Origin of the sequence: Kosakonia pseudosacchari (genome assembly GCF_900184035.1) — a bacterium.
GTDB classification, from domain to species: Bacteria; Pseudomonadota; Gammaproteobacteria; order Enterobacterales; family Enterobacteriaceae; genus Kosakonia; species Kosakonia pseudosacchari.
Genome location: NZ_FXWP01000013.1, coordinates 369,462 through 395,946 on the forward strand (window position 1 = coordinate 369,462; position 26,485 = coordinate 395,946).

The following is a 26,485-nucleotide window of genomic DNA, read 5'->3' on the forward strand; positions in this document are numbered from 1 at the left end:
GTTAGAAAACATGCGGCAAGCGAGAAGGGACGCGGGTTTCGCCTGAATTGGTGTTAAACACGTCTTTTTGTAATTATTTTTAATAATCAAAAGGTTATATAAAAGCAATGCCTGTAAGAAAAGTGTCACTCGTTGCCACAAAACTTTCAAAGGCTCGCTTGACAAATGTTAAAAGAGGAAAAATTTTGGGGATAACCTGAAAGGGTTAGTGTTTTATCTTGTCCGCGCTGAAATTTGACGGGAGAAGCGGCGCCCTAACGGGGAGTAGAACAAATTGCCTGTTTCGCTACTGTTTTTTCATCCAGTGTTATTTATTGGCAAAAGTGAACAGGGTGAGTAAAATGTGTTACCTGCCCGCTCATTCCTTCATCAGGTAGCCGTTCATGAGTAAACCGTTCAAACTGAATTCCGCTTTTCGTCCCTCCGGCGATCAGCCTGAAGCTATCCGCCGCCTCAAGGAAGGTCTGGAAGACGGCCTGGCGCACCAGACGTTACTCGGAGTGACGGGGTCAGGGAAGACATTCACCGTCGCCAATGTGATTGCCGATCTGCAGCGCCCGACAATGGTGCTGGCACCGAATAAAACGCTGGCCGCGCAGCTGTACGGTGAAATGAAAGAGTTCTTCCCGGAGAACGCGGTCGAGTATTTCGTCTCTTACTACGACTACTACCAGCCGGAAGCGTATGTGCCAAGTTCTGACACCTTTATCGAAAAAGATGCCTCGGTGAACGAACATATTGAGCAGATGCGTCTGTCAGCGACGAAGGCGCTGCTGGAGCGTCGCGATGTGATTGTGGTGGCCTCTGTATCCGCCATCTATGGTCTGGGCGATCCGGATCTCTATCTGAAAATGATGCTGCACCTGACTAAGGGCATGATCATCGATCAACGCGCGATCCTGCGCCGCCTGGCGGAGCTGCAATATACCCGCAACGATCAGGCGTTCCAGCGCGGCACGTTCCGCGTGCGCGGTGAAGTTATCGATGTGTTCCCGGCGGAATCTGACGATCTGGCGCTGCGTATCGAATTATTCGATGAAGAGGTTGAGCGTCTGTCGCTGTTCGATCCGCTGACCGGCCATATTGAGTCGGGCATTCAGCGCTTCACTATCTACCCGAAAACGCACTATGTGACGCCGCGCGAGCGGATCGTGCAGGCGATGGAAGAGATCAAAGTTGAGCTGGCAGAACGCCGTAAGTCGCTGCTGGAAAATAATAAACTGCTGGAAGAGCAGCGGCTCAGCCAGCGTACGCAGTTCGACCTCGAGATGATGAACGAGCTGGGCTACTGCTCGGGGATTGAAAACTACTCGCGCTATCTTTCCGGGCGCGGGCCGGGCGAACCGCCGCCGACGCTATTCGACTACCTGCCCGCCGATGGTCTGCTGGTAATCGACGAATCACACGTGACTATTCCGCAGATCGGCGGGATGTATCGTGGTGACCGCGCGCGTAAAGAGACGCTGGTGGAGTATGGTTTCCGCCTGCCGTCGGCGCTGGATAACCGACCGTTAAAGTTTGAAGAGTTTGAAGCGCTGGCACCGCAGTCGATTTATGTTTCGGCGACACCGGGCAATTACGAGCTGGAGAAATCGGGCAGCGAAGTGATTGATCAGGTGGTGCGCCCGACCGGCCTGCTCGATCCGGTAATTGAAGTGCGCCCGGTGGCGACACAGGTGGACGATTTGCTCTCTGAAATTCGCCAGCGTGCCGCCATTAACGAACGTGTGCTGGTGACGACGCTGACCAAACGCATGGCGGAAGATCTCACGGAATATCTGGAAGAGCACGGCGAACGGGTACGTTATCTGCACTCGGATATCGACACGGTTGAACGTATGGAGATTATCCGCGATTTGCGCCTTGGCGAGTTCGATGTGCTGGTCGGCATCAACTTGCTGCGTGAGGGGCTGGATATGCCGGAAGTCTCGCTGGTGGCGATTCTGGATGCCGACAAAGAGGGCTTCCTGCGTTCTGAGCGCTCACTCATCCAGACGATTGGCCGCGCCGCGCGTAACATCAACGGTAAAGCAATTCTTTATGGTGACAAAATCACGCCGTCGATGGCGAAAGCGATTGGTGAAACCGAGCGTCGTCGTGAAAAACAGCAGCGCTATAACGAAGAGCACGGCATTACCCCGCAGGGCCTGAATAAGAAAGTGGTGGATATTCTCGCGCTTGGCGAAGGGCTGGCGAAGACGCGTGCTAAAGGGCGTGGTAAAACACGCACACCTGCGCAGGTGGAAGCGGCTGAACTGGCGTTAACGCCGAAAGCGCTGCAGCAGAAAATCCACGAGCTGGAAGGCCAGATGATGCAGCATGCGCAGAACCTGGAGTTCGAAGAGGCGGCGAAAGTACGCGACCAACTGCACCAGTTGCGCGAGCTGTTTATTGCCGCATCCTGAAATCAGCGCGGTGACGTGACAGCACAAAATAACAAAAAAGAGAGCCTGTCGGGGCTCTCTTAATGTTGGCTTAACGTATGCCTGACACACTGCCCACCGGTATTCTGGAGGGCAATCTGATGCAACAATTTAAGGTTCGTGAGTTTTTCGCTGTCGCTTTCGCGCTGGCGCTAGTGATTGGTTTTGCCCGTCTGTGGGTGCTGACCTACTGATTTATGCCTGGCGGGCGCCGGGGAGAAATTTTACCCACGCCCGCACGCCAGATTGCGTCAGCCGGTTGTGCAAAAAGAACTGCGCGTCATGCAGTTGCGCGATACGTGACACAATGCTTAATCCCAGACCCGCGCCGCCATAGCGGCTGTCCATACGCACGAAGGCTTTACTAAGCTCTCCGCTGCGGCTTTCATCAATGCCCGGCCCTTCATCTTCCACCGCCAGTACCGGTGCGGCGGCGTTTTCGATCCGCACGGTAATGGTCGATCCTGCCGGGCTATAGCGGTGCGCGTTTTCCACCAGGTTTCTCACCAGCAGCCGCAGCAGCGTGGCATCACCGGCGACCGCAATATCCCTTTCTGGCTCTGCAATTTCCAGCCTCTGTTCGCGCGCGGTCAGCATCTGTTCCAGTTCACTGCGCATGGGTTGCACCACATCCTGCAGCAGCATCACCTGCTGGTAACTACCGGCGGAGAATGATTGCCCGACGCGCGCCAGCAGCAACAACTGGGCAATGTTTTCCGTCATTTGCTCGAGGCGCTGTACCAGTGGGTCGACGTTAATACCGCTGGTTTTTGCCATTAATTCCAGATGCAGACGTAGCCCGGCCAGCGGCGTGCGCAGCTCATGGGCTACGTCGGCGGTAAACAACCGTTCTCTGTCGAGGGTTAGCGTCAGGCGGGAGACCAGTTCGTTAATCGATGAGGTAACGGCTTCTACTTCGCTGACGCTATTGTTCAGCGTGATGGGTTGCAGGTTGTTCGGCGTGCGTTTATTCAACTCATCCTGCAACTCAAGCAGGGGGCGGGTAATGGTTTTCACCGCCTGCATACAGAGCAGCAACGCCAGCCCGATAATCAGCAGGCTTGGCACCAGCAGGCTGGCCACCGCTTCGCGGACTTCATGCTCAATATGTTTGCGATTGTTGTGGTTATGAATCGCTGCCTGCACCAGCAACTGGATTTGCTCTTCGCTTTCATGCCACAGCCAGAACACGCTGACCAGCTGGCAAAACACCAGAATGCCACCGATGGTGAGTAACAAACGGCGGCGCATGCTCCAGCGCCTGAAATTGAAGAGCGCCATCAATCAGCTCCGTTCCTGCGGTTGCACCAGCATATAACCAAATCCGCGCACAGTACGGATACGCGATTTGCCGATTTTGTCGCGCAAATTATGGATATGCACTTCCAGCGTATTCGTCGACGGTTCGTTATCCCAGTTGTAAATATCGTTATAGAGGATCTCCCGGTGTACCGGGCTTTCGGCTTTCAGCATCAGGCGCGAGAGCAGGGCGTACTCTTTTGGCGTCAGCTCAAGTAATTGATTATCCAGCCACGCCTGGCGGCGGGTCACATTCAGCGTCAGATTACCGTGGCTGATTTCATTATCACCCTGATTATTATGGCGGCGCAGCAGCGCGCGAATGCGCGCGTTCAGCTCGTCCAGCGCAAAAGGTTTAACCAGGTAGTCGTCTGCACCGGTATCCAGCCCCGCGACGCGATCTTCAAGCGTATCGCGGGCGGTGAGGATCAATACCGGCAGCGTATATTTTTCGCGACGCAGCCGGGTGAGCAGATGTAAACCGTTTTCATCCGGCAGCCCCAAATCGAGCACCAGCAGGCTGTAATGGCCGTTCGCCAGACACAACGCCGCTTCGTGCGCGGTAGAGACGCCATCGCAGGCGTATCCTTCGCTTTGCATCGCCAGAATCAACCCCTGCAACAGCAGAGCATCGTCCTCAACCACCAGAATCTTCATTTCAACGGCCCCCGGCACGCGGTTAAAAGATCGTCTTCAGCACGGTACTCTTTCGTGCTGACACCCAGTATACCCAACATCGTCGGGAAGAGGTTGTCCTGTGAAACCGCCTTCTCCCGCGCATTTTTTTGCAGACACTGACTGTTCACGCCATAACGCGTTTGATACTCCTGCGACAGCCAAATCAGTAGCGGAACATGTTTTTGTGTTTCCGGCGCGATGGAGTACGGCAGACCGTGCAAGTAAACGCCATTTTCGCCAAGCGACTCACCGTGATCGGAGAGATAAACCAGGCTGGTGGTGAATTTATCCTGCTTCGATTGCAGCAATTTTATTGCTTTATCAACAATATAATCGACATACAAAATGGTGTTGTCATAAGTATTAATCAGTTGCTGCTGTGAGCAGGTCTGAATTTCATTGGTATCGCAGGTCGGTGTAAATTTACGGAACTGCGCCGGGTAGCGGTTGTAATACGTCGGCCCGTGGCTGCCGATCGTGTGTAATACAATCACTCCGTCTCCCTGTAATTTATCGATATAACTGGCGAGGTCGTGGAATAAAATCTCATCCTGGCATTCGCCCTTAATGCAGTAATCCGGCAAGTTTAATTGCGTCATATCCTGATGCGGAACACGATCGCACGCGCCTTTACAGCCGCCGTCGTTCTCATTCCACAGCACGTTAATTCCCGCTCGTTGGATAATATCCAGCAACCCTTCCTGATGCGCCGCCAGTTGATCATCATAATGGGCGCGCGTCATACCGGAGAACATGCACGGTACGGAGACGGCGGTCGCCGTCCCACAGGAAGCGGTGTTCTGAAAGTAAATAACATTATCCTGTTTTAACAACGGGTTGGTTTCACGCTCATACCCGCCGAGTGAAAAGTTCGCCGCACGCGAAGTTTCACCCAGCACCAGAATAGTGAGGTTTTTGTGCGGACCGCGCTGCATTTCCGGGCGTTGACGCGCATCTTCGCCAATTCTCACCAGCGGCAGATTGGCGGTGCGGTTATGGGAATACCACGACAGTGAAGCCGTAATGGAGTTTGACGGGCTGAGTGTTTTCACCAGCTCTTTATTATTGCGAAACAGCGAGGCGTAATCTTTATAAAACAGCAGCGCCACCGCCACGATAACCAGCACAGAAATAATAATGCTGGCAACGCGCAACATTACGCTGCGTAACGCGGAGCGGGCGGGTTTTATTTTAATCCACCAAGCGATAACCACGGCCAGAATGCCGGTCAGCAGCAGCGTCAGCACCAGTTTGGTCGACAGCAGGGCGAAACTTTCCGCCGGCGTGGTGTCGAGAATATTGGTGATCATTGAACGGTCGATAATAATGCCAAACGTCGAAATGAAATACTGCGCCGCCGAACTCACCAGCACAAAGAGTGAGATAACCAGGCGGTCAAGACGCACAAACGACGCCAGAGACAACACAATATTAATGACGCTGAAAGCAACCAGTGGCATGGAAAGGAAAACCAGCCAGCTATGCAATGAGTTCACCGGCAATAAAGTGAATGCCTGATGATAAAACGCAATATTCAGGCCCAGCGCAATATAAGCGGCGAAGAGCAGAAGAAAATGGAGGCGGCTTAAAGTTGGCCGACGAAGGTGAAGCATACGCATACTCGGATCCTGCAATGAAAGTAGCGCTATGCTGACAGCCGATTTTTAAGACAACCTTAAGAAATTAAGCAAAGCGATGGCGGGAGAAAAAATTCCCGCCGCCTGCGTTTTAACCCAGATGTTGCACCGCTTTTTCCAGCGCTACGCGCAGCAGATGCCGGTCGTGGCGGTAGGGAATATCGCTGGCTTCCAGCGCTTCCTGAATGATTAACCGATCGCTAACGGCTTGCGTGTCGACTTTCGGGCCAACAATGGCGGCATCGATAATTTTTTTACCGACGTACTGCTCCATAATCGCCAGTTTGTCTGCCAGCTTCAGGCTGGCGGCGGCCGGGCTGAGTTCTTTACCAAGGTTGCCAATGTAAACGACCGGCGCGGGTGTACGGCGTAACGCCTGCGCCAGATCGTCAAGCAGCAGCAGCGGCAGCAGACTGGTGTAAAAGCTGCCAGGGCCGATGATAATCAAGTCCGCTTCGGCGATTGCCTGGACCGCTTCGCGAGTGGCATGCACCTTCGGAAACAGCATTAATTCCTGAATTGGCGCATGAAGCTGGTCAATGTTGACCTCGCCATAAACCTGGTGCCCTTCACTGTCGGTAGCCATCAGATCGACCGGTTGCTCAGACATCGGGATTAAAAACGCGTCCACCTTTAATAAATTGCGAATTAAATTGATCGCTTCCAGAGGCCGCACACTGAGGTGATCGAGCGCCTTTAACATTAAATTTCCGAGGTTATGCCCGGAAAGTTCGCCATTACCGCTAAAACGGTATTCAAACATCGCCGACGCCACGCTCGGCTCGGTAATGAGCTGGTTTAAACAATTACGCATATCGCCCCAGGCGATCCCGCCTTCAGAGCGGCGAATACGCCCGGTAGAACCGCCGTTATCGGTGGTGGTGACAATGCCGGTAAGCCGCGATCCCAACGAGGCAAGCGAAGACATCACACGCCCGAGGCCATGCCCGCCGCCGAGGGCGACAACACGATCCAGGTCTGCAAGTGTGCGATTACGCATAATGGTTCCTTATGAAAATTTACCGCGCTACGTTAGCCTAAATACCACCAAAAGACGATGCCGCGCGGAAAGGAAAATGACACATATCAAAGCAAAAAGGGCATTTTCGCGTACTCTGTAGCGAAAGTGCACGATCATGTCGCTATGTATGCATTTATATAGCGATGATCGTGATAGCGAAAGCCCGACGTTCGCGCTACTATCGCCTAAGCAATTTTAGCGTTACTGACAAAACATACACTCAAGCCTTGGCAACCTAACTCTCACGACATGGTGCTTTGGCCGTAGCAAAACCGAACGGTTCTGCTGCCAGGGTGCAGGAAGAAATGACTGCATCTCCCATACTTGGAAAGGTGTACATGGCCTCACAACTTACCGATGCGTTCGCGCGTAAGTTCTATTACTTGCGTTTGTCGATCACCGATGTGTGCAATTTCCGTTGCACCTACTGTCTGCCCGACGGCTACAAGCCGAGCGGCGTCAACAATAATGGCTTCCTGAGCGTCGAGGAAATTCGCCGGGTTACCCGCGCGTTTAGCGCCATGGGCACGGAGAAAGTGCGACTGACCGGCGGGGAACCCTCCCTGCGCCGCGATTTCACCGACATCATCGCGACGGTGCGCGAAAACCGCGCTATCCGCCAGATTGCCGTCACCACGAACGGCTACCGCCTGGCGCGCGACGCTAAACAGTGGCGCGACGCCGGTCTTACCGCCATCAACGTCAGCGTCGACAGCCTCGATGCGCGTCAGTTTCACGCCATTACCGGGCAGGATAAATTCCGCCAGGTGATGAACGGCATAGATGCTGCCTTCGGCGCCGGGTTTGCCAAAGTCAAAGTCAACACCGTGCTGATGCGCGACGTGAACCATCATCAGCTCGACACCTTTCTGGCGTGGATCAAATCACGCCCTATCCAGCTACGCTTTATTGAATTGATGGAAACCGGCGAGGGCAGCGAGCTTTTCCGCAACCACCATATCTCCGGCATGGTGCTGCGCGATGAACTGCTTAAACGCGGTTGGATCCACCAGTTGCGCCAGCGCAGCGACGGCCCGGCGCAGGTTTTCTGCCACCCGGATTATGAGGGTGAAATCGGCCTCATCATGCCGTATGAAAAAGATTTCTGCGCCAGTTGTAACCGCTTGCGCGTCTCCTCGACCGGTAAACTGCATCTGTGCCTGTTTGGTGATGGCGGCGTGAATCTGCGCGATCTGCTGCAAGACGATGCGCAGCAAGCGATGCTGGAACAGCGTATTGCGGTGGCGTTAACGCACAAAAAGCAGACGCACTTCCTGCATCAGGGCAATACAGGCATTACGCAAAACCTTTCCTACATCGGCGGTTAAACCGCAAGGAGAATGACATGAGCCAGGTCAGCGCGGAGTTTATCCCGGTAAGGCTTGCTATTTTGACGGTCTCCAGCCGTCGCGGTGAAGAAGACGATACCTCCGGTCACTGGCTGCGCGACGCCGCGCATGAAGCTGGTCATCAGTTGGTTGAGAAAGCCATTGTCAAAGAGAACCGTTACGCCATTCGCGCCCAGGTTTCCGCGTGGATCGCAAGCGAAAATGTGCAGGTCGTGTTGATCACCGGCGGCACCGGTTTGACGGAAGGCGATCAGGTGCCGGAAGCGTTATTGCCGCTGTTCGATCGTGAAGTCGAAGGGTTTGGCGAAGTGTTCCGCATGCTCTCTTTTGAAGAGATTGGTACGGCGACGCTGCAATCCCGCGCCGTTGCCGGTATGGCGAATAAGACATTGATTTTTGCCATGCCCGGTTCGAACAAAGCCTGCCGCACCGCATGGGAAAATATCATTGCGCCACAGCTGGATGCGCGTACGCGCCCGTGTAATTTCTACCCCCATCTTAAGAAATAAGTTATGTCACAACTGACCCATATTAACGCCGACGGCGAAGCGCACATGGTGGATGTCTCCGCTAAAGCGGAAACCGTCCGCGAAGCGCGCGCTGAAGCGTTTGTCACCATGTCGGCGCAAACGCTGGCGATGATCGTCGATGGTAGCCACCACAAAGGTGATGTCTTTGCCACCGCGCGTATCGCCGGGATCCAGGCGGCGAAACGCACCTGGGAACTGATCCCACTGTGCCACCCGCTATTGCTGAGCAAAGTTGAAGTGCTGTTGCAGGCGGAGACGGAACATAACCGCGTGCGTATCGAGGCCGTATGCCGCCTGAGCGGCAAAACCGGCGTGGAGATGGAAGCGCTCACCGCGGCCTCGGTCGCGGCGTTAACCATTTACGATATGTGTAAAGCGGTGCAGAAAGATATGGTGATTGGCCCGGTGCGCTTGCTGGCGAAAAGCGGCGGCAAATCCGGTGATTTCAGGGCGGATAGCAATGATTAAAGTCTTTTTTTTCGCGCAGGTGCGCGAGCTGGTGGGGTGCGACAGCACCACTATTGACACTATTTTCGCTTCCGTCGAGGCGCTGCGCCAGCATCTGGCGGCGCAGGGCGAGCGCTGGGCGCTGGCGCTGGAAGAAGGCAAACTGCTGGCGGCGGTCAACCAGACGCTGGTCAGTTTTGACCATCCGTTGCAAAGCGGCGATGAAGTCGCTTTCTTCCCGCCGGTGACCGGAGGCTAAAATGAGCGACACGCGAATTTGCGTCGATCATGCGACATTCAACGTCTGTGAGGAGTACGCCTGGCTGGCCGCGCGCGATGAAGACGGCGCCGTGGTGACGTTTACCGGCAAAGTGCGCAATCACAATTTAGGTGACAGCGTCAGTGCGTTAACGCTGGAGCACTATCCGGGCATGACGGAAAAATCGCTGGCGGAGATCGTTGATGAAGCGCGCAGCCGCTGGCCGCTCGGGCGTGTCACGGTGTATCACCGCGTGGGCGAATTGTGGCCGGGCGACGAGATAGTTTTTGTTGGCGTAGCCAGCGCGCACCGCAGCAGCGCGTTTGACGCCGGGCAATTCATTATGGATTACCTGAAAACGCGCGCGCCGTTCTGGAAACGCGAGGCGACGCCGGAAGGCGATCGCTGGGTGGAAGCCCGCGACAGCGACAAGCAGGCGGCGGAACGTTGGTAATCCGTTGAGCAGAGATGTGTTAACCTTAAAAGGCTAACCCATCAATCTGGAGTGATTATGGACCGTTTCCCTCGTTCTGATTCAATTGTTCAGCACAGCCGCACCGGCTTACAAACGTATATGGCGCAGGTATATGGCTGGATGACCTGCGGCCTTCTGCTGACGGCGTTTGTCGCCTGGTACGCCGCGCGCAGCGAAGCCATCATGTCGTTCGTTTTTTCCAGCCAGATAACCTTCTTTGGCCTGGTGATTGCGCAACTGGCGGTAGTGTTTGTGCTCTCCGGGCTGATTCATAAGCTAAGCGCCGGGCTGGCAACCACGCTGTTTATGCTCTATTCGGCGCTAACCGGGCTGACGATTTCCAGTATCTTGCTGGTCTACACCGCGCAATCTATCGCCGCCACCTTTGTTGTCACCGCCGGGATGTTTGGCGCGATGAGTCTGTACGGTTACACCACCAAACGCGATCTCAGCGGCCTCGGCAGCATGCTGTTTATGGGGCTGATTGGTATTCTGCTGGCTTCACTGGTCAACTTCTGGCTGAAAAGTGAAGCGCTAATGTGGGCAGTAACCTATATCGGGGTGGTGATTTTCGTTGGCCTGACCGCCTACGACACGCAGAAGCTGAAAAATATCGGTCAGCAAATCGATGTTCGCGACGCCTCACAGCTGCGTAAATCCTCCATTCTCGGCGCGCTGACGCTGTACCTGGACTTCATCAACCTGTTCCTGATGCTGTTGCGTATTTTCGGCAACCGCCGTTAATATCCCGCTTCACGATCCCGGCACTGGCCGGGATTTTTTTGCCTGGCGGATAGCCACTATTCAAGGAGGAACCCGGTGAAACCCTTTGGCTGGATCCAGCCTGCACAGGTCGCCCCCGCAGAGCTGATGGTGACTATTTGCTTATGGCTGGCGGCAGGGATGGCGCTGAGTATCGCGACGGCCTGGCTGGTGCTGGATGTCATGGCGATCCGCGCGTTTACCGAACACAGCGCGATCATTGTGCTGCTGGTGATCCTCTGGTTTGTCGCCGCCCTGGTGCTCAACGTTCTTTTTGACCGCTTCAATACCTGGTTGGCGTTAGCCGGTCTGGCGTTGATGAGTATCCTCTCGGGCTTGCTGCTCGCCAGCCTGTTTCCGCTCGGCGGGATTGTCGTGCATCTGGCGATAACCGGCGGGATGTATCTGCTTGGCGCGGCAATTGCCCACTTTGCTGGTTCATCCCTGCGCGGCAGCGGATACTACTGGCTGATGGCGCTGGCGGGTCTGTTGCTGGCGATAACCGTAAACAGCCTGCGTCACAGCGGTCTGCTGCTGTGGTTCGGTAGCATAATGGCGGTACTCTTCTTTAGCGCGGTAAGCGCATACAAAAGCAATGCCATCACCGTGAGCGCGCGTGAACTCTACGCCCGCGAGTTCACCACCGTGCAGAGCTGTGCGATCCGTGGCGCCCTGGCTGTCTGGCTTGGGGTCATCACCGCGTTTTTCAGAACGCTGGAACTGCTGTCGTATCTCTTGCCGGGCACCAACTCGCGCTAAAAACTTACTGCTGCGCCATCGCTTTTTCGTTTTTCGCCCGCAGCTTTTTCGCCCGGCTCTCCAGCAACAGATAGCAAACCAGCGCCAGCAGCAGCGGCAGGAAGTAGTAGAGCACGCGATAGGCGAGCAGGGCGGCGATAATCATGCCTTGTGACACATGCTCGCTGGCGAGCAGGGCGATGAATACCGCTTCGAGCACGCCGATCCCCGCCGGAATATGCACAATGACGCCCGCGATACTACTCACCAGCAATACGCCGAGCACGAAGAAGAAATCGGCCTGCATACCCATCAGCAGCCAGATTATCGCCCCCATGGCTATCCAGTTGGCGCTGGAAATAGCCAACTGCGCCACGGCGAATTTCCACGATGGCAGCACCAGCTTGTGGCCTTTGATCGTCAGATGACGGCGTTTGGCGAACGCGCAACCCCACAGGTAGACCGCAATCACCAGCAATAACACCACGCCAACGATGCGCAGCGTCGTGTCGTCGATATACCAGTGCGCCGGGATCTGCACCACGCCGAAGGTAAAAATCACCCCGCCGAGCAAAATATAGCCCAGCCAGTTGGTGGTAATACTCAGCGAGAAAATGCGCGTAATCGTGCTGCCCGGCAGGCCAAGACGTGAGTACAGCCGGTAACGCATACCGATACCGCCCACCCACGTGCTGAGCGTCAGGTTGAAGGCGTAACAGATAAACGACACCAGCATGACCTGGCGTTTTGCCAGCTTGTGCCCGCAATAAGCGCGGCCGAGCAAGTCATAGCAGCCATATAACAAATAACTGATCACCACCAGTGCGACGGCGCTCAGCAGCGCGGTGCGGTTATAGTCGCGGATGACTTTCCAGACATCATCCCAGTTCACTTTTTGTGCATACAGCACCAGCAGCACCGCAACAGCAATAAAAAACAGCACGGTGAGGATTCTTTTCGCCAGCCGCCAGCGCGGATGTGAGCGTGATGTCATGGTTTCACCCCTGAGTGCTGCGCTTCAGTCCGATCCTGGGTTTCAATTTCGGGCTGAACGGGCGGCTCCACCTCGGCCAGCCTTGGCGTATGCGCCGGTAACCAGCCAACCATCGCCGGGAAATGACGTAAAAAGTGGAACACCACCACGCTTTTTCCGAGATTCCACCACGTTCGTTTCGGCGCCATGGACTCATTTACCCGCACGCAGTCGTTATTAATCAGCCCCTGCAAATTGTCGCGCAGGGTCTGGTTAAATACGCGGTCATGAATAATCAGATTGGCTTCGAGGTTGAGCGACAGGCTCAGCGGGTCAAGGTTACTGGAGCCGATAGTGGCCCAGTGATCGTCCATCAGCGCCACTTTGCCATGCAGCGGGCGGCGGCGATATTCATACACCTGCACGCCACCTTTCAGCAGATAGTTATAGAGCAGCTCCGCGCCGACTTTGACAATCGGCATGTCTGGCTCGCCCTGTACAATCAGTTTCACCGTGACGCCCCGCCGCGCGGCGCTGCGCATGGCGTGCAGCAAACGGTAGCCGGGGAAAAAGTAGGCATTGGCGATGATCACTTCGCGGCGCGCGTTCGCCAGCATTTTCAGGTAGTGGCGTTCAATGTCGTCGCGGTGATCATCGTTGTCGCGCCAGACAAACAGCGCCTGCGCTTCGCCGGGTTTGCGGTTCTCCTCCGGGCGATGGCGGCGCTTACGCCACCAGCGTTTTACCGGTGCGTTATCCGGCAGATTCTCCAGTTCAAATTGCAAAATATCCAGCACCACCGGGCCTTCAACCCGCACGGCGTAATCTTGTTTCGCTTCCGGGCCGTAGCTGGTGACGTGCTCTGCCGAATAGTTAATGCCGCCAACAAACGCCACCGTATTATCGATCACCACGATTTTGCGGTGCATACGGCGAAAGAGATTGGTGCGCATACCGAACAGCCGCGGGCCGGGATCGTAGTAACGGAAAATGACCCCCGCCGACGTCAAGGCACTGACAAACGGTTCGCTCAGATCCGGCGAACCGTAACCGTCCAGCAGCACTTCAATGCTGATCCCGCGTTGGGCAGCGCGCAGCAGCGTCTGCTGCAACTGACGGCCAACATCGTCTTCAAACCAGATAAAGGTTTCCAGAATAACGCGCTGTTGCGCATGGTCGATGGCGTCAAACAGCGCGGGATAATAGTTATCCCCGTTTTCCAGCAACTGAATGCGATTGCCTTCCCGCCAGCTACATTTCATAGGTGGATCTCCGCGCTCAGTGGGGCATGATCGGACAAATGACGCCAGTTACGCAGCGGCAACGCGGTCGGTGCGCTGGCATTCGCGTTTTTCACATAAATACGATCGAGGCGCAGCAGCGGCAGGCTGACCGGAAACGTGCGGGCAGGGCGGCCATGCGCACGGGTGAAGATCTCCTCCAGCCCGGCCTGCACTTTCAACGGGTGATTGGCTTTTTGCCGCCAGTCGTTAAAGTCGCCAGCCACCACCACCGGTTCGTTTTCCGGCAGCCCATTGACCCACTCCGCCAGCATCGTCAACTGTGCCTGGCGGTGCGCTTCCCGCAGCCCCAGGTGGACACAAATCACATGCAACGCATGACCCAAATCCGGCGGCACAATCCGGCAGTAGAGCAGGCCGCGTTTTTCGCTGCCATCAACGGAGACGTCGCGGTTTTCATAGTGTTCAATCGGAAAGCGGGAGAGCACTGCATTACCATGATGTCCTTCCGGGTAGACCGCATTGCGCCCGTAGGCGTAATCGCTCCACATGGTATCGGCAAGGAATTCGTAATGGGTGGTGTCCGGCCAGTTTTCCACATGCAACGGATGGACTTCATGAGCGCCCATCACCTCTTGCAGGCAGACGATATCGGCACTGACAGTGCGCACCGCATCGCGCAGCTCGGGCAAAATAAAGCGGCGGTTAAATGCGGTGAAGCCTTTGTGGGTATTTATGGTGAGCACTTTTAATGAAAAATTTCGCGCGTGTTGGGTCATAACTCTCCTGCCAGCGTCACTCTCCTCGTGAAAATAAATTGTAGTCCCTGTCACAAAAAAGGGCGGGGTTACGGAATTTTCCGTAGATACGAGTACTCTTCATACAGATAAAAATCCTTCAGGAGAGAAGCCATGAAGTGGCAACAACGTGTTCGTGTCGCGACTGGCCTGAGTTGCTGGCAGATTATGTTGCACGTACTGATTGTAACGCTGCTGGTGATGGGCTGGACGAGCGGCACGCTGGTGCGTGTTGGCTTAGGGCTGTGCGTGCTGTATGGCATCTCCGTGTTGCTGATGCTATTTCTCCAGCGCCACCATGAAGCGCGCTGGCGCGAGTTCGGCGATGTACTGGAGGAGTTGACCACTACCTGGTATTTTGGCGCGTCGCTGATTGTTATCTGGCTGCTCTCCCGCGTATTGCAAAATAACTATTTGCTGGCGGTTGTCGGGCTGGCGATCCTCGCGGGGCCGGCGGTGGTGTCGCTGCTAACCAAAGAGAGAAAACTTCCCGCTAAATCCTTCGGTCTGCATCAACGCGGCAACACAGCCAATCCTCACGATCACCGCTAATGCAGTAAAACAGACGGGCAAGCGCACATGCCCGTACGCAAGCCGAAAAATGCATCACATAATTTTGCGTCTGAACAGCGCGTACGCCGCTGAACCGGTGGTTGCCGCAATCACCAGCAGCGGCCACAAACTCTGCCAGACAATCGCGAAGCTGGCGTCCTTCAGGTAAATCTGCTTGGTGATATCGGTAAAGTGGCGGATTGGATTCGCCCAGGTGAGATCCTGCAACCAGACCGGCATATTCTCCACCGGCGATACATAACCGGAGAGCAAAATCGCCGGCATCATAAAGACAAACACGCCAATAAACGCCTGCTGTTGTGTTGAGCAGAGCGACGAAATCAGCAAGCCAAAGCCCACCAGCGATAAGCCATACACCAGCATGGTGAAATAGAACAGCAGCAGCGAACCGGCGAAGGGGATTTTGTACGCCAGAATGCCGACGCCAAGCACAATGGTTGCCTGAAAGGTGGCGACAATGAGGGCGGGCACCGCTTTACCGACAAAGATTTGCCACGTCGCCAGCGGTGAAATCAGCAGTTGATCGAGCGTGCCTTGTTCGCGTTCACGCGCCACCGACAGCGAGGTGACAATCATCACGCCGATGGTGGTGATCATCGCAATCAGCGACGGCACGACAAACCATTTGTAGTCGAGATTCGGGTTATACCAGTTGCGCACGACCAGCTCGCTATTGTTCGGTTTTTCCCGCCCGCTGAGCAGCTCCTGTTGATAATCCTTAACGATCTGCTGCAAATAGTTGGCGGCGATTTGCGCGCTGTTGGAGTTACGCCCATCGAGAATCAACTGCATCGGCGCGGTGATGCCGCTGTCGAGATTACGCGAGAAATCTGCCGGGAAGCGCACCAGCAACAGCGCTTTTTGCGTGTCGATGGTCGGGCGGATTTCTTGCGGGCTGTTCAGCAGCAAAACGTGGGTAAAGGCTTTCGCACGGGCAAAACGCTGCGTCAGTTCAACGGCGTGCTTGCCGTTATCTTCGTTATAGATAGCGATAGTGGCGTTGGTCACTTCCAGCGTGGCGGCGAACGGAAACAGCAGCACCTGTATCAGCACCGGCAAAATCAAAATAGCGCGGGTTTGCGGCTCGCGCAGCAGCGATTGCAACTCTTTGCGGATAAGCGTCAGTAAGCGGTAAAACATGGCTTTTCCTTAATCCAGTCTGCGTTTGGTTTTCAGCCACGTCAGGCCAATAAACATCACCGCCGAGGCGATTAAAAACAGCACGTTTACCAGCAGCACCACCGGGATATTACCCGCCAGGAACAGGCTTTGCAGGGTGCTGACAAAGTAACGTGCCGGAATGATGTACGTCACCACGCGGATAATGGCGGGCATGCTGTCTATCTGGAAAATAAAGCCGGACAGCATAATCGACGGTAAAAACGCGGCGTTCAGCGCCACCTGTGCGGCGTTAAACTGATTGCGTGTGACGGTGGAAATCAACAACCCCATGCCTAAGGTACTCAGCAAAAACAGGCTGGTAATAAAAAAGAGGATCAGCAGCGAGCCGCGATAGGGCACACCGAGAATGAACACTGACACCAGCATGCACAGCCCCATCGCCAGCATGCCAAGAAAGTAATAAGGAATGAGTTTGCACAGCAGCAGTTCCGCGCGGGTAATTTCGGTCGAAAGCAGGGCTTCCATGGTGCCGCGCTCCCATTCGCGCGCCACCACCAGTGAGGTGAGGATCGCGCCTATCACCGTCATAATAATGGTCACCGCACCAGGGATAATAAAGTGCTGGCTAATAGCCGCCGGGTTAAACCAGTAGCGCGTCTGCACATCAATCAATGGTTTAAACGTCTCGCCGCTATCTTCCGCGCGTTGCTGTTGCCAGAGCTGCCAGATGCCTTCGACATACCCTTGCACAAAGTTGGCGGTGTTCGGTTCGCTGCCATCGGTTATCACCTGAATCGGCGCGCTGTCGCCCGGACGCGCCATTTGCGCGGCGAAGTGCACCGGGATCACCACCAGCCCGCGAATGCGCCCGGCCTGCATCATCTGGATCAGTTGCTGGCGGTTATCGCTGATGGTGGCATCAATATAGGGCGAACCGGTCAGCGTATGGGTAAAATCCAGCGCCTCTTCGCTGTGCTGTTCAAGCAGGACACCCACGCGCAGTTTGCTGGAATCCAGGTTAATACCGTACCCGAAAATAAACAGCAGCAGCAGCGGGATCACCACCGCAATCAACCAGCTACTGGGGTCACGCACAATCTGGCGCGTCTCTTTCACGCATAACGCGCGTACGCGCCGCCAGGAGAGGGCTTTAACGCTCATCGTGATGCTCCTTATCCCAGTTATGGATAAGCGTGATAAACGCGTGCTCCATGGTCGGGTCCGGGTGATCTTCATCGGCGGTTTGCGCTTTCAACGCGTCCGGCGTGCCGCTGGCGATTAACTTCCCGCGATAGACCAGCCCAATGCGATCGCAATACTCCGCTTCATCCATAAAGTGGGTAGTCACCATCACGGTGACCCCTTTTTCCACCATGCTGTTGATATGCAGCCAGAACTCGCGGCGCGTCAGCGGATCAACACCGGAAGTCGGCTCATCGAGAAACAGAATGTCCGGTTCATGCATCAGCGAACAGGCCAGTGCCAGCCGCTGCTTAAAGCCGAGCGGCAGTTCGTCGGTGGCATGACTGGCGATACTCTTCAGCCCGAACGCCTCGCTCATGCGCGCGATTTTCTCGTTCTGTGCCCGGCCACGCAGGCCATAGACGCCGGAAAAGAAGCGCAGGTTTTGTTCCACCGTCAGGTTGCCGTAGAGGGAGAACTTCTGCGCCATATATCCCAGGTGCTGGCGTGCTTTACCGGAACTGACTTTCAGATCCATATTCAGCACCAGCGCCTTGCCATCCGTCGGTACCAGTAGACCGCACATCATTTTGAAGGTAGTGGATTTCCCCGCGCCGTTCGGGCCGAGCAGGCCAAAAATCTCCCCGCGTTTGACGGCGAAATTGACATTATCGGTGGCGGCGAAATCGCCAAACTTTTTGGTTAGCGATTTGGCTTCAATTACCGTCTCTTCCGCGCTGCCTTCCACAGTGTGCAGAATCGCCCCCAGCGGCGATTCGGAGGTGCCCGCGCCGCCAAGCAGGTCGATAAAGGCATCTTCAAAGCGCGGGGCCGTCTCCTCGATTTGCAGGGCTGGCATATTTTCTGCCTGCTGCAACGCCTGCGCTTGCGCCCCTTTTTTCAGGATCATGCGTACAGAACGCCCCTGGATCATGCCGTCGCTGACCTGCGGCTGCTTAAGAATGCGGCGCAGCAGACGGCGGTTGTTCTCCGCGGCGCTGGTCACTAAAAAGCTGCGTCCGGCCATGGTTTGCGTCAGCGCTTTCGGCTCGCCCTGATAGAGCAGTTCGCCTTCGTTCATCAACAACACATCGCGGCACTGCTCGGCTTCATCAAGGTAGGAGGTGCTCCAGAGGATCAGCATGCCGTCGCCCGCCAGCTCGTGCACCATCTGCCACAGTTCGCGGCGGGAGATCGGATCGACACCGACACCTGGCTCATCCAGCAACAGCACTTTCGGCTCGCCGACCAGCGTGCAGGCCAGCCCCAGCTTCTGTTTCATGCCGCCGGAGAGTTTCCCCGCCAGTCGCCCGGTAAACGGGGCGAGGGCGGTGAACTCCAGCAGTCGCGCAAAGGTCTGGCGACGCTGTTCACCGGTAACGCTGCGCAAATCGGCATACAGATTGAGGTTTTCCATTACCGTCAAATCTTCATACAGGCCAAACTTTTGCGGCATATACCCGAGCATGGCATGCAGCTCGCTGTCATTAGCGATGGGATCAAGCCCCATCACCTGCGCGCTACCCTCATCCGGGCGCATCAGCCCGGCAAGCATGCGCATCAGCGTGGTTTTCCCGGCGCCATCCGGGCCGACAAGGCCAGTGACATATCCCGCTTTGATTTCACAATCCAGTCGCGCGACGGCGGGTTTTTCCATACCGGCAAAGCGCTTAACCAGACCGCGCAGATGGATAGCCGCTTCACTCATGGCGGGCCTCGCCGCTAAAGCGCAGCGTTACAGGCATCCCCTGGCGCAGGCTGTCATCGGCATCGGTCACAATAATGCGCAGGCGATAGACCAGATCGGTACGCAAATCCGGGGTTTCGACAGTTTTCGGCGTAAATTCGGCGGTGGGCGAAACAAAGCCAATTTTGCCGTGATAAGGCTTATCCGGGCGTCCATCGGTATAGAGCAAAATTTCTTGCCCCGGCTGTGCCTGGTGCAAATTGCGCTCACCCACATAGGCGCGAACCCATACCGGGCGCGTCAGGGAGAGGGTTAATACGGTGCTTCCGGCGCTCAGCATGCTGCCGGGTTCGACGGCGCGCGTCAGTACCGTGCCGTTACTTGGCGCGATAAGCGTGGTGTCATGCAGATCCAGTTGCGCCTGCGCCAGCGCGGCTTCGGCCTGTTCCAGGCTGGCTTTTGCCTGGGCGATTTCCTGCGGGCGATTACCGGCGCGGTACTGGCTCAATTTATCTTGTGCCGATTTCAGCGTGGCCTCGGCCTGATCCCGCGAAGAGCGGGCATTTTCCAGATCGTTTGCCGAAATCGCCCGGCTTTTCATCAACCCTTGCTGGCGCTGATAGAAATTCTGCGCGTAGTCATATGCCGCCTGCGCCTGGCGTACGGCGGCGACGGCCTGGGCTATCTCTTCATAGCGGTAACCGGCGGTCGCCAGCGAGTATTTTGCCTGCGCGGTGGCGACATTGGCTTGTGCCTGCAACAGCGCGTTTTCATACGGCGCTTTGTCTATTTCACCAAGGGTTTGCCCGGCACGTATCGCATCCCCTTCATCCACGTTCAGCGCAGAGAGCCGCCCGCCAACGCGGAAGCTTAAATTCACCGTGCGAATGTCGACATTCCCGTACAGGGTGAGCGTGCGGTCTTGTTTGCTTTGATACCACAGCCAGCCGCCGCCCAGCGCGGCCAGTACCACCACAACTATCACTACCACGACGATGGGTTTTTTCATCACGTTGAACTCCTGTTCGTTAATCCTTGCAAGATAAGATCGATATGGCAGGTGATGACCTGATAAATCTGTGTCGCTTTCTCTTCATCAAACTGCGTCCATCCTGCGCGCAGCAAAATGGTTTCCCGCCCGAGGCGAAAGGCGAGGATCTGACCGATAAGCGCGTGGGTATGAATAATGGTTTGTATATCTTTGGCGTCGCGCCCGGTGTAGGCCGCGAGCAGCGCCGTAAAGTGGCTGTGCAGCGGCGCAATCACCTGGTCATGCACCAACTGGTAAGCGCGCGTCGGCGAGAGCTGCTCGCGGGAGATAAATTTGCTCAGGTTGAGCGTCTCGTCATGGGTGAGCAGCACAATCATATTTTTACAGGCGCGGTGGATCAGCTCGCGAATGGCGGCTTTATCCGGCGTAGGCTGGGCGAACAGCTCTTCGGCGGCTTGCACATGCGGGCGAAAATTGTCGCTGATAAAATCGGCAATCCACTGCGCGCAGGCGAGATATAAATCCTCTTTTGAGCCAAAATAGTAAGTGATCGCGGCGATGTTCTGCCCGGCTTGTGCGGCAATATCCCGCGTGGTGGCATGCAAGCCATATTCACCAAACTGTGCCAGCGCGGCGGCAATCAGCTGGTTTCGGGCCTGTTCACCCCGGCTGGTGGTCGGTGTTGTATGCATGGCGGTGATGAAAGTTAATCAATCGATTGATTAACTTTATGGCTAAAATTTAGGCTTGTCCAGTTAGCGGTGCGTTAATATCGCGCATTCCGCTCCCGAAGGGATATTTTATGCGTGTGATCACAAAAGCTGATACACTCCGCCCCTTCATGACATTGTGGTTTTTGTCATCAGCCAAATTATTATCTCCTCGAAAACTACACCTGTTCACAGGTCGGGGCGGTGTGGAGTTGTTATGTCTTTTGATGCCCTTGGCCTGAACCCGGAAATCCTGCGCGCTGTTGCCGAGCAGGGTTATCTTCAGCCGACCCCTATTCAGCAGCAGGCTATCCCGGCGGTGCTGCAAGGCCGCGATCTGATGGCGAGCGCCCAGACCGGCACCGGTAAAACTGCTGGTTTTACGCTGCCGCTGTTGCAACGCCTGATTCAAAACGAGCCGCACGCCAAAGGCCGTCGCCCGATCCGTGCGCTGATCTTAACGCCAACCCGTGAGCTGGCGGCGCAGGTGGGTGAAAACGTTCAGGCGTACAGCAAATACCTGAATATCCGCTCACTGGTGGTGTTCGGTGGCGTCAGTATCAATCCGCAGATGATGAAGCTGCGCGGCGGCGTGGATATCCTGGTGGCGACACCGGGACGTCTGCTGGATCTGGAACACCAGAACGCGCTGAAACTCGATAGCGTGGAAATTCTGGTGCTCGACGAAGCCGACCGCATGCTGGATATGGGCTTTATTCACGATATTCGCCGCGTGCTGGCAAAACTGCCGCCGAAGCGTCAGAACCTGCTATTCTCCGCGACCTTCTCCGATGAGATCAAACAGCTGGCAGAAAAGCTGCTGCGTAATCCGCTGGAGATCGAAGTGGCGCGCCGCAATACCGCCTCTGAGCAGGTCACCCAGCATGTGCATTTTGTCGATAAAAAACGCAAACGGGAACTGCTGTCGCAGATGATTGGCGAGGGCAACTGGCAGCAGGTGCTGGTTTTCACCCGTACGAAACACGGGGCTAATCACCTGGCGGAGCAACTGAATAAAGACGGCATCACCAGCGCGGCGATCCACGGCAATAAGAGCCAGGGGGCGCGTACGCGTGCGCTGGCAGATTTCAAATCTGGCGACATTCGTGTGCTGGTAGCGACCGACATTGCTGCGCGTGGGCTCGACATTGAAGAGCTGCCGCATGTGGTGAACTACGAACTGCCGAACGTGCCGGAAGATTACGTGCACCGTATTGGCCGTACCGGCCGGGCAGCGGCGACCGGCGAAGCGCTGTCGCTGGTATGCGTTGACGAACATAAACTGCTGCGCGATATCGAACGCCTGCTGAAAAAAGAGATCCCGCGTATTGCCCTGGAAGGGTATGAGCCGGATCCGTCGATCAAAGCCGAGCCGATTCAGAATGGTCGCGGCCAGGGCGGTGGTCGTCAGGGCAGTGGTCGCGGGCAGGGCGGCGGTGGCCGTGGTCAGTCTGCGCCGCGCCGCAGTGAAGGCGAAGGACAAAAACCGCGCACCCCGCGCCGCGCCGAAGGTGGCGCTGCGAAGCAGGAGGGGGGACGCCGTGCTGAAGGTAGTGCGAAGCCAGCGGGCGGGCGCCGCCTTGATGGTGGTGCCGCTAAACCAACAGGTGGACGCCGTCTTGATGGCGGCGCGGCACCGGCGGGCAACCCGTCTCGCCGTCGTCGTCCGCGTAAGCCTTCCGCCGCCGAGTAATTAGCGGTTAAAACGCGCCAGCCAGTTCTGGCGCGTCTCTCTGGCCCGCTGGGCGATGCTTGCCTGCGGGTCGGAATTAAAACCGTGATACGCCCCCGGCCAGACATTCAGCTCCACCTCGACGCCCGCACGCATTAACCGCCACGCATACGCCATATCTTCATCAAGAAACAGATCCAGCGTGCCAACGCCAATCCAGGTCGGCGGTAGCCCTGCCAGGTCATCGGCGCGCGCCGGTGCGGCATACGGCGATACGTCAACGCTTCCGGGCTCACAGCCAAGCAGCGCACGCCAGCCAAAGGCATTGTTTTCCCGCGTCCAGATAAATTCGCCCGTCACCGGGTTTCGTTCCGTTTCCACGACCGTACGATCATCGAGCATCGGGAACATCAGGTTCTGAAACGCCAGTTTCGGCCCTTTGCGATCGCGCGCCAGTAGCGCCAGCGCGGCGGCAACGCCCGCGCCTGCGCTGTCACCCATCAGGCCGATATTGCTGGCATCGATGCCTAATTGCGCCGCGTTTTCCGCCATCCACACCAGCGCGGCATAGCAGTCATTAAGCGAACCGGGAAAGCGGGTCTCCGGCGAGAGACGGTAGTCGACAGAGACCACCACGCAGTCATGATGTGCGGCCGTCGGGCGGGTGAGCGACAAAGATTGTTCCGGGCTGCCAAACAGATGACCGCCGCCATGCATATGCAAGATCCCCATCCGGTTGGCCCGACGTGCCGTGGGGGTGATAACACGCACCCGCACGGCGGGTTCACCGCGGTTACCCGCAATGTGCTGTTCGTGCATCACCAGTGAAAGCCCATCATCAAGATGCATGGCCTGCAGCGCGGCTTGCTGACGCTGCTCGCGTAGGGCGGGAAGGGCGTCGGCTTGCAGTGTGGAAGGTGTCCAGGATTGCAGGGTGGGGCGAAGCTCGGGGTCAACCAGATGCCATGTACTCATGCGTAAACCTTTATCGTCAACAGGCTAAAATAAGAGAAGCGCCGCAGCGCTTCCCGGTTTTAACCTTACAGCACTTCGCCATTGCTGGCGATAACCTGTTGATACCAGCCAAAACTCTTCTTCTTACTGCGCGTGAGCGTGCCGTTGCCGTCGTTGTCTTTATCGACATAGATAAAGCCGTAGCGTTTTTTCATTTCGCCCGTCCCGGCGCTGACAATGTCGATTGGCCCCCACCACGTGTAGCCCATAATGTCACAGCCATCTTCCATGGCTTGCGCCATGGCTTCGATGTGGCGACGACCATAATCGATACGGGCGTCATCGTTAATCTGGCCATTTTCGTCCGGTTCATCCACGCCGCCATAACCGTTTTCAACAATGAACAGCGGTTTACGGTAGCGATCCGCCAGCTCATTACAGACGATGCGAAAACCTTGCGGGTCAATCGGCCAGCCCCATTCGGTTTTCTCCAGATAGGGGTTGTCCAGCCCGGCGGTGCCGCCGGTATCAATGCGGAACTGGCCGCCCGCCTGGTGCAGCACGCTGCGGTAGTAGCTAAAGCCGAGGTAGTCCGAAGGGTACTCTGCCAGCAGTTGCAGATCGCCTTCGGCAATCTCCAGTTTTACGCCTAGTTCACGGAACAGACGTGGCGCAAACGCCGGGTAGTGCCCGAACATCATTACATCCGAGAAGAACAGCGAACGACGGCGCAACTGCATGGTGGAGAAGATGTCTTGCGGATTGCTGGTTGCCGGGTAGACGGTACTCAGCGACAACATGCAGCCGATTTTCGCCTCCGGGATAATCTCATGGCATAACTTGTTGGCCAGCGCGTTGGCGACAAACTGGTGATGATTTGCCTGCCAGATCGCCTGCGCGCCGGCATCGGCATCCACCGCGCCGGTGGCGAACGGCATGCGGTTCATGTTGTTGAGTTCGTTGAAGGTCATCCAGTATTTGACCTTGCCTTTGTAGCGGCGAAATACCGTTTCACAGTAGCGGCTGAAAAAGTCAATCAACTGGCGGTTCTTCCAGCCGCCATACTCCTGATACAGCGCCAGCGGCGTTTCATAGTGCGAAAGCGTGATCACCGGCTCAATGCCATATTTATGCAGCTCATCAAACAGTGAATCATAAAACGCTAAACCGGCCTCGTTAGGCGTGGTTTCATCGCCGCGTGGGAAAATGCGCGACCAGGCAATTGATGTGCGAAAGCATTTAAAACCCATTTCGGCGAACAGCGCCACGTCCTCTTTGTAACGGTGATAGAAATCTATCGCCTGGTGGCTGGCATAGTAAAGGTTGGGGTCAATCACCGCATCGTGTTTGCCGGAGGCGATGCCGCCGCGTACCACATCGGCGATAGACGGCCCTTTGCCGTCTTCGTTCCACGCCCCTTCCGCCTGGTTGGCGGCAATGGCACCGCCCCATAAAAAATCTTTCGGAAAAACAGACATATCTACTCCTTAATCGGCTAAGTCTTCGCCGTTCGAGGCGATCAGTTTTTTATACCAGTGGTAGCTTTTCTTCAGCGAACGCGCCTGCGTGCCATTGCCCATGTCGTCCTGGTCGACATAGATAAAGCCGTAGCGTTTGGAGATCTGCGCCGTACCCGCGCTGACCACGTCAATCGGCCCCCACCAGGTGTAGCCGAACAGATCCACGCCATCGGCGATGGCCTCTTTCATCTGCTCAACGTGCTGACGCAGGTAATCGATGCGGTAGTCGTCATCGATGGAACCATCCGGGTTGACGGTGTCCACCGCGCCAAGGCCGTTTTCGGCAATAAACAGTGGCTTCTGATAGCGGTCATACAGTTGATTGAGCGCAAGGCGCAGCCCTTTCGGGTCGATTTGCCAGCCCCACTGGCTGGTGGGCAGATACGGGTTGCGAATGCCGCCGGTGACCAGGTTGCCTTCGGTGCCTTCCAGCGTTTCCGGGTGCGCGCTGACGGTGCTCGACATGTAATAACTAAAGGAGACGAAATCCACCGGGTGCTGGCGCAGGATCTCATCATCGCCGACCACTTTTTGCAGCGTCACGCCTTTTTCGGCCAGCATGCGGTCGGTGTAGGCGGGGTAATAACCGTGCGCCTGCACATCACTAAAGAACAGCGATACACGCTGCATCTCTTCGCAGGCTTGCAAATCGTCCGGGTGGCAGGTGTGTGGGTAAAGCATCTGGTAGCTGATCATGCAACCGACTTGCGAGCCGGGAATGATGTTGTGGCAGGCTTTGGTCGCAAGAGCACTGGCAACAAACTGGTGATGCGCGCCCTGGTATTTATCCTGCTCCAGATGCGGGTTGTTCTCTTCGATCACGCCCACGCTGACATACGGGTGATGCTTCACGCAGTTGATCTCGTTAAAGGTCATCCAGTACTTCACTTTCTTGCGATAACGAGTGAACACTGTGGTGGCGAAACGCACATAGAAGTCCACTACCTGGCGGTTCGGCCAGCCGCCGTAATCGGTCACCAGCGCCAGCGGCATTTCATAGTGCGAGAGCGACACTATCGGTTCAATACCGTGCGCCAGCAGCGTGTCGAAGACTTCATCGTAAAATTTCAGCCCCGCTTCGTTCGGCGTGGTTTCATCGCCGCGCGGGAAGATGCGCGTCCAGGCAATCGACATACGAAAACAGCCAAAACCCATGCCGGCGAACAGCGCGATATCCTCTTTAAAACGGTGGTAAAAGTCGTTGCCTTTGCGCTTCGGGTAATATTTTTTGCTGTTCGGATCCTGCGCTTCCCGCACCTGCGCATGCGTCATGCCGAGCCACTGATCGAGCCAGCGCTCACGCGGCGTGTTACTGTCAAAGGTGTAAACATCCGAGACGGAAAGCCCTTTGCCGCCTACATTCCACGCACCTTCCAGTTGGTTGGCAGCGGTTGCGCCCCCCCATAAAAACCCTTCAGGAAATGCTTTTGAAAATGCCATGTCTC

The 26,485-nt window shown here is 56.1% G+C and carries 26 protein-coding genes and 1 riboswitch; of the genes, 11 read left to right on the top strand and 15 right to left on the bottom strand.

All coding sequences use genetic code 11. The annotated features are described in order from the left end of the window. The first annotated feature begins 383 nt into the window (after positions 1 to 383). Positions 384 to 2,405, top strand: a complete 2,022-nt coding sequence (uvrB, locus tag BN2591_RS11795; protein ID WP_086871659.1) for an excinuclease ABC subunit UvrB — start codon at positions 384 to 386, stop codon at positions 2,403 to 2,405. A gap of 77 nt (positions 2,406 to 2,482) precedes the next feature. Continuing rightward, the gene (locus BN2591_RS24885; protein ID WP_279627233.1) at positions 2,483 to 2,617 is read left to right on the top strand and encodes a hypothetical protein; all 135 of its coding nucleotides are present in this window, start codon (positions 2,483 to 2,485) and stop codon (positions 2,615 to 2,617) included. A gap of 1 nt (position 2,618) precedes the next feature. Here the strand turns inward: BN2591_RS24885 and pmrB are convergent, their stop codons facing one another. The 4 genes from pmrB to yvcK all read right to left on the bottom strand — a co-directional run bounded on the left by pmrB (position 2,619) and on the right by yvcK (position 7,037). Then, entirely contained in the window at positions 2,619 to 3,704 is a 1,086-nt protein-coding gene (gene pmrB / locus BN2591_RS11800; protein ID WP_086871662.1) for a two-component system sensor histidine kinase PmrB, read from the bottom strand. A 3-nt stretch (positions 3,705 to 3,707) separates the two neighbouring features. Continuing rightward, complete coding sequence (gene pmrA, locus BN2591_RS11805; RefSeq protein ID WP_086871663.1) at positions 3,708 to 4,379, bottom strand: two-component system response regulator PmrA; 672 nt, start codon at positions 4,377 to 4,379, stop codon at positions 3,708 to 3,710. Continuing rightward, a complete protein-coding gene (gene eptA, locus BN2591_RS11810) occupies positions 4,376 to 6,019 on the bottom strand; it encodes a phosphoethanolamine transferase EptA (RefSeq protein ID WP_086871665.1) in 1,644 nt (547 codons plus the stop codon). Before eptA ends, pmrA begins: the two co-directional genes overlap by 4 nt. Before the next feature lie 109 nt (positions 6,020 to 6,128). Next, the gene (gene yvcK, locus BN2591_RS11815) at positions 6,129 to 7,037 is read right to left on the bottom strand and encodes a uridine diphosphate-N-acetylglucosamine-binding protein YvcK (RefSeq protein ID WP_086871667.1); all 909 of its coding nucleotides are present in this window, start codon (positions 7,035 to 7,037) and stop codon (positions 6,129 to 6,131) included. A 226-nt stretch (positions 7,038 to 7,263) separates the two neighbouring features. Beyond that, a riboswitch (molybdenum cofactor riboswitch) is annotated at positions 7,264 to 7,409 on the top strand. On the opposite strand from yvcK, the gene moaA reads away from it, so the two are divergent. The 7 genes from moaA (at position 7,397) to BN2591_RS11850 (ending at position 11,639) form a co-directional block, all read left to right on the top strand. After that, positions 7,397 to 8,386 (top strand): GTP 3',8-cyclase MoaA, encoded by a 990-nt coding sequence (gene moaA, locus BN2591_RS11820; protein ID WP_086871669.1) that lies wholly within the window; start codon positions 7,397 to 7,399, stop codon positions 8,384 to 8,386. It overlaps the preceding riboswitch by 13 nt. Positions 8,387 to 8,403: 17 nt before the next feature. After that, positions 8,404 to 8,916, top strand: a complete 513-nt coding sequence (gene moaB, locus BN2591_RS11825; protein ID WP_086871671.1) for a molybdenum cofactor biosynthesis protein B — start codon at positions 8,404 to 8,406, stop codon at positions 8,914 to 8,916. A 3-nt stretch (positions 8,917 to 8,919) separates the two neighbouring features. Beyond that, positions 8,920 to 9,405 (top strand): cyclic pyranopterin monophosphate synthase MoaC, encoded by a 486-nt coding sequence (gene moaC, locus BN2591_RS11830; RefSeq protein ID WP_086871673.1) that lies wholly within the window; start codon positions 8,920 to 8,922, stop codon positions 9,403 to 9,405. Beyond that, positions 9,398 to 9,643 (top strand): molybdopterin synthase sulfur carrier subunit, encoded by a 246-nt coding sequence (gene moaD / locus BN2591_RS11835; RefSeq protein ID WP_086871674.1) that lies wholly within the window; start codon positions 9,398 to 9,400, stop codon positions 9,641 to 9,643. The genes moaC and moaD overlap by 8 nt, the downstream gene beginning before the upstream one ends. Before the next feature lies 1 nt (position 9,644). Further along, positions 9,645 to 10,097 (top strand): molybdopterin synthase catalytic subunit MoaE, encoded by a 453-nt coding sequence (gene moaE / locus BN2591_RS11840; protein WP_086871675.1) that lies wholly within the window; start codon positions 9,645 to 9,647, stop codon positions 10,095 to 10,097. A 57-nt stretch (positions 10,098 to 10,154) separates the two neighbouring features. Beyond that, entirely contained in the window at positions 10,155 to 10,862 is a 708-nt protein-coding gene (locus BN2591_RS11845) for a Bax inhibitor-1/YccA family protein (RefSeq protein ID WP_017455996.1), read from the top strand. A 75-nt stretch (positions 10,863 to 10,937) separates the two neighbouring features. After that, positions 10,938 to 11,639: a Bax inhibitor-1 family protein gene (locus BN2591_RS11850; RefSeq protein WP_086871677.1), complete on the top strand. Its 702-nt coding sequence runs from the start codon at positions 10,938 to 10,940 to the stop codon at positions 11,637 to 11,639. Positions 11,640 to 11,643: 4 nt separating this feature from the next. Here BN2591_RS11850 and BN2591_RS11855 read toward each other — a convergent pair whose 3' ends face one another. The 3 genes from BN2591_RS11855 to BN2591_RS11865 are packed head-to-tail and all read right to left on the bottom strand — an operon-like array spanning position 11,644 to position 14,611. Continuing rightward, positions 11,644 to 12,612, bottom strand: coding sequence for a lysylphosphatidylglycerol synthase domain-containing protein (locus BN2591_RS11855; RefSeq protein WP_086871679.1), 969 nt, complete (start codon positions 12,610 to 12,612; stop codon positions 11,644 to 11,646). Further along, a complete protein-coding gene (gene clsB, locus BN2591_RS11860) occupies positions 12,609 to 13,853 on the bottom strand; it encodes a cardiolipin synthase ClsB (protein ID WP_086871681.1) in 1,245 nt (414 codons plus the stop codon). The genes BN2591_RS11855 and clsB overlap by 4 nt, the downstream gene beginning before the upstream one ends. After that, positions 13,850 to 14,611 carry an endonuclease/exonuclease/phosphatase family protein gene (locus tag BN2591_RS11865; protein ID WP_086871683.1) on the bottom strand — a complete coding sequence of 254 codons (762 nt, stop codon included), beginning with the start codon at positions 14,609 to 14,611 and terminating at the stop codon, positions 13,850 to 13,852. The genes clsB and BN2591_RS11865 overlap by 4 nt, the downstream gene beginning before the upstream one ends. 132 nt (positions 14,612 to 14,743) lie before the next feature. Here BN2591_RS11865 and BN2591_RS11870 point away from each other — a divergent pair, with 132 nt between their 5' ends. After that, positions 14,744 to 15,181, top strand: a complete 438-nt coding sequence (locus BN2591_RS11870; RefSeq protein ID WP_086871685.1) for a YbhQ family protein — start codon at positions 14,744 to 14,746, stop codon at positions 15,179 to 15,181. A gap of 54 nt (positions 15,182 to 15,235) precedes the next feature. Here BN2591_RS11870 and BN2591_RS11875 read toward each other — a convergent pair whose 3' ends face one another. From BN2591_RS11875 to cecR, 5 genes are read right to left on the bottom strand one after another with little or no spacing between them, the layout of a single operon-like run. Next, a complete protein-coding gene (locus tag BN2591_RS11875; RefSeq protein ID WP_086871687.1) occupies positions 15,236 to 16,342 on the bottom strand; it encodes an ABC transporter permease in 1,107 nt (368 codons plus the stop codon). 9 nt (positions 16,343 to 16,351) lie between these two features. After that, positions 16,352 to 17,485 (bottom strand): ABC transporter permease, encoded by a 1,134-nt coding sequence (locus BN2591_RS11880; RefSeq protein WP_086871689.1) that lies wholly within the window; start codon positions 17,483 to 17,485, stop codon positions 16,352 to 16,354. Beyond that, the gene (locus tag BN2591_RS11885) at positions 17,475 to 19,214 is read right to left on the bottom strand and encodes an ATP-binding cassette domain-containing protein (RefSeq protein ID WP_086871691.1); all 1,740 of its coding nucleotides are present in this window, start codon (positions 19,212 to 19,214) and stop codon (positions 17,475 to 17,477) included. Before BN2591_RS11885 ends, BN2591_RS11880 begins: the two co-directional genes overlap by 11 nt. Continuing rightward, positions 19,207 to 20,202, bottom strand: coding sequence for a secretion protein HlyD (gene hlyD / locus BN2591_RS11890; protein WP_086871693.1), 996 nt, complete (start codon positions 20,200 to 20,202; stop codon positions 19,207 to 19,209). Before hlyD ends, BN2591_RS11885 begins: the two co-directional genes overlap by 8 nt. Next, complete coding sequence (gene cecR, locus BN2591_RS11895; RefSeq protein WP_017456006.1) at positions 20,202 to 20,876, bottom strand: transcriptional regulator CecR; 675 nt, start codon at positions 20,874 to 20,876, stop codon at positions 20,202 to 20,204. Before cecR ends, hlyD begins: the two co-directional genes overlap by 1 nt. A 235-nt stretch (positions 20,877 to 21,111) precedes the next feature. Between cecR and rhlE the strand changes: the two genes are divergently transcribed. Continuing rightward, the gene (rhlE, locus tag BN2591_RS11900; protein ID WP_086871695.1) at positions 21,112 to 22,587 is read left to right on the top strand and encodes an ATP-dependent RNA helicase RhlE; all 1,476 of its coding nucleotides are present in this window, start codon (positions 21,112 to 21,114) and stop codon (positions 22,585 to 22,587) included. Here rhlE and BN2591_RS11905 read toward each other — a convergent pair whose 3' ends face one another. The 3 genes from BN2591_RS11905 to BN2591_RS11915 all read right to left on the bottom strand — a co-directional run bounded on the left by BN2591_RS11905 (position 22,588) and on the right by BN2591_RS11915 (position 26,480). Beyond that, positions 22,588 to 23,541 (bottom strand): alpha/beta hydrolase, encoded by a 954-nt coding sequence (locus BN2591_RS11905; protein WP_086871697.1) that lies wholly within the window; start codon positions 23,539 to 23,541, stop codon positions 22,588 to 22,590. A 65-nt stretch (positions 23,542 to 23,606) separates the two neighbouring features. Next, positions 23,607 to 24,998 (bottom strand): glycoside hydrolase family 1 protein, encoded by a 1,392-nt coding sequence (locus tag BN2591_RS11910; RefSeq protein ID WP_086871699.1) that lies wholly within the window; start codon positions 24,996 to 24,998, stop codon positions 23,607 to 23,609. Between the two features lie 9 nt (positions 24,999 to 25,007). Next, complete coding sequence (locus BN2591_RS11915) at positions 25,008 to 26,480, bottom strand: glycoside hydrolase family 1 protein (protein WP_086871701.1); 1,473 nt, start codon at positions 26,478 to 26,480, stop codon at positions 25,008 to 25,010. Between the last annotated feature and the right edge of the window lie 5 nt (positions 26,481 to 26,485).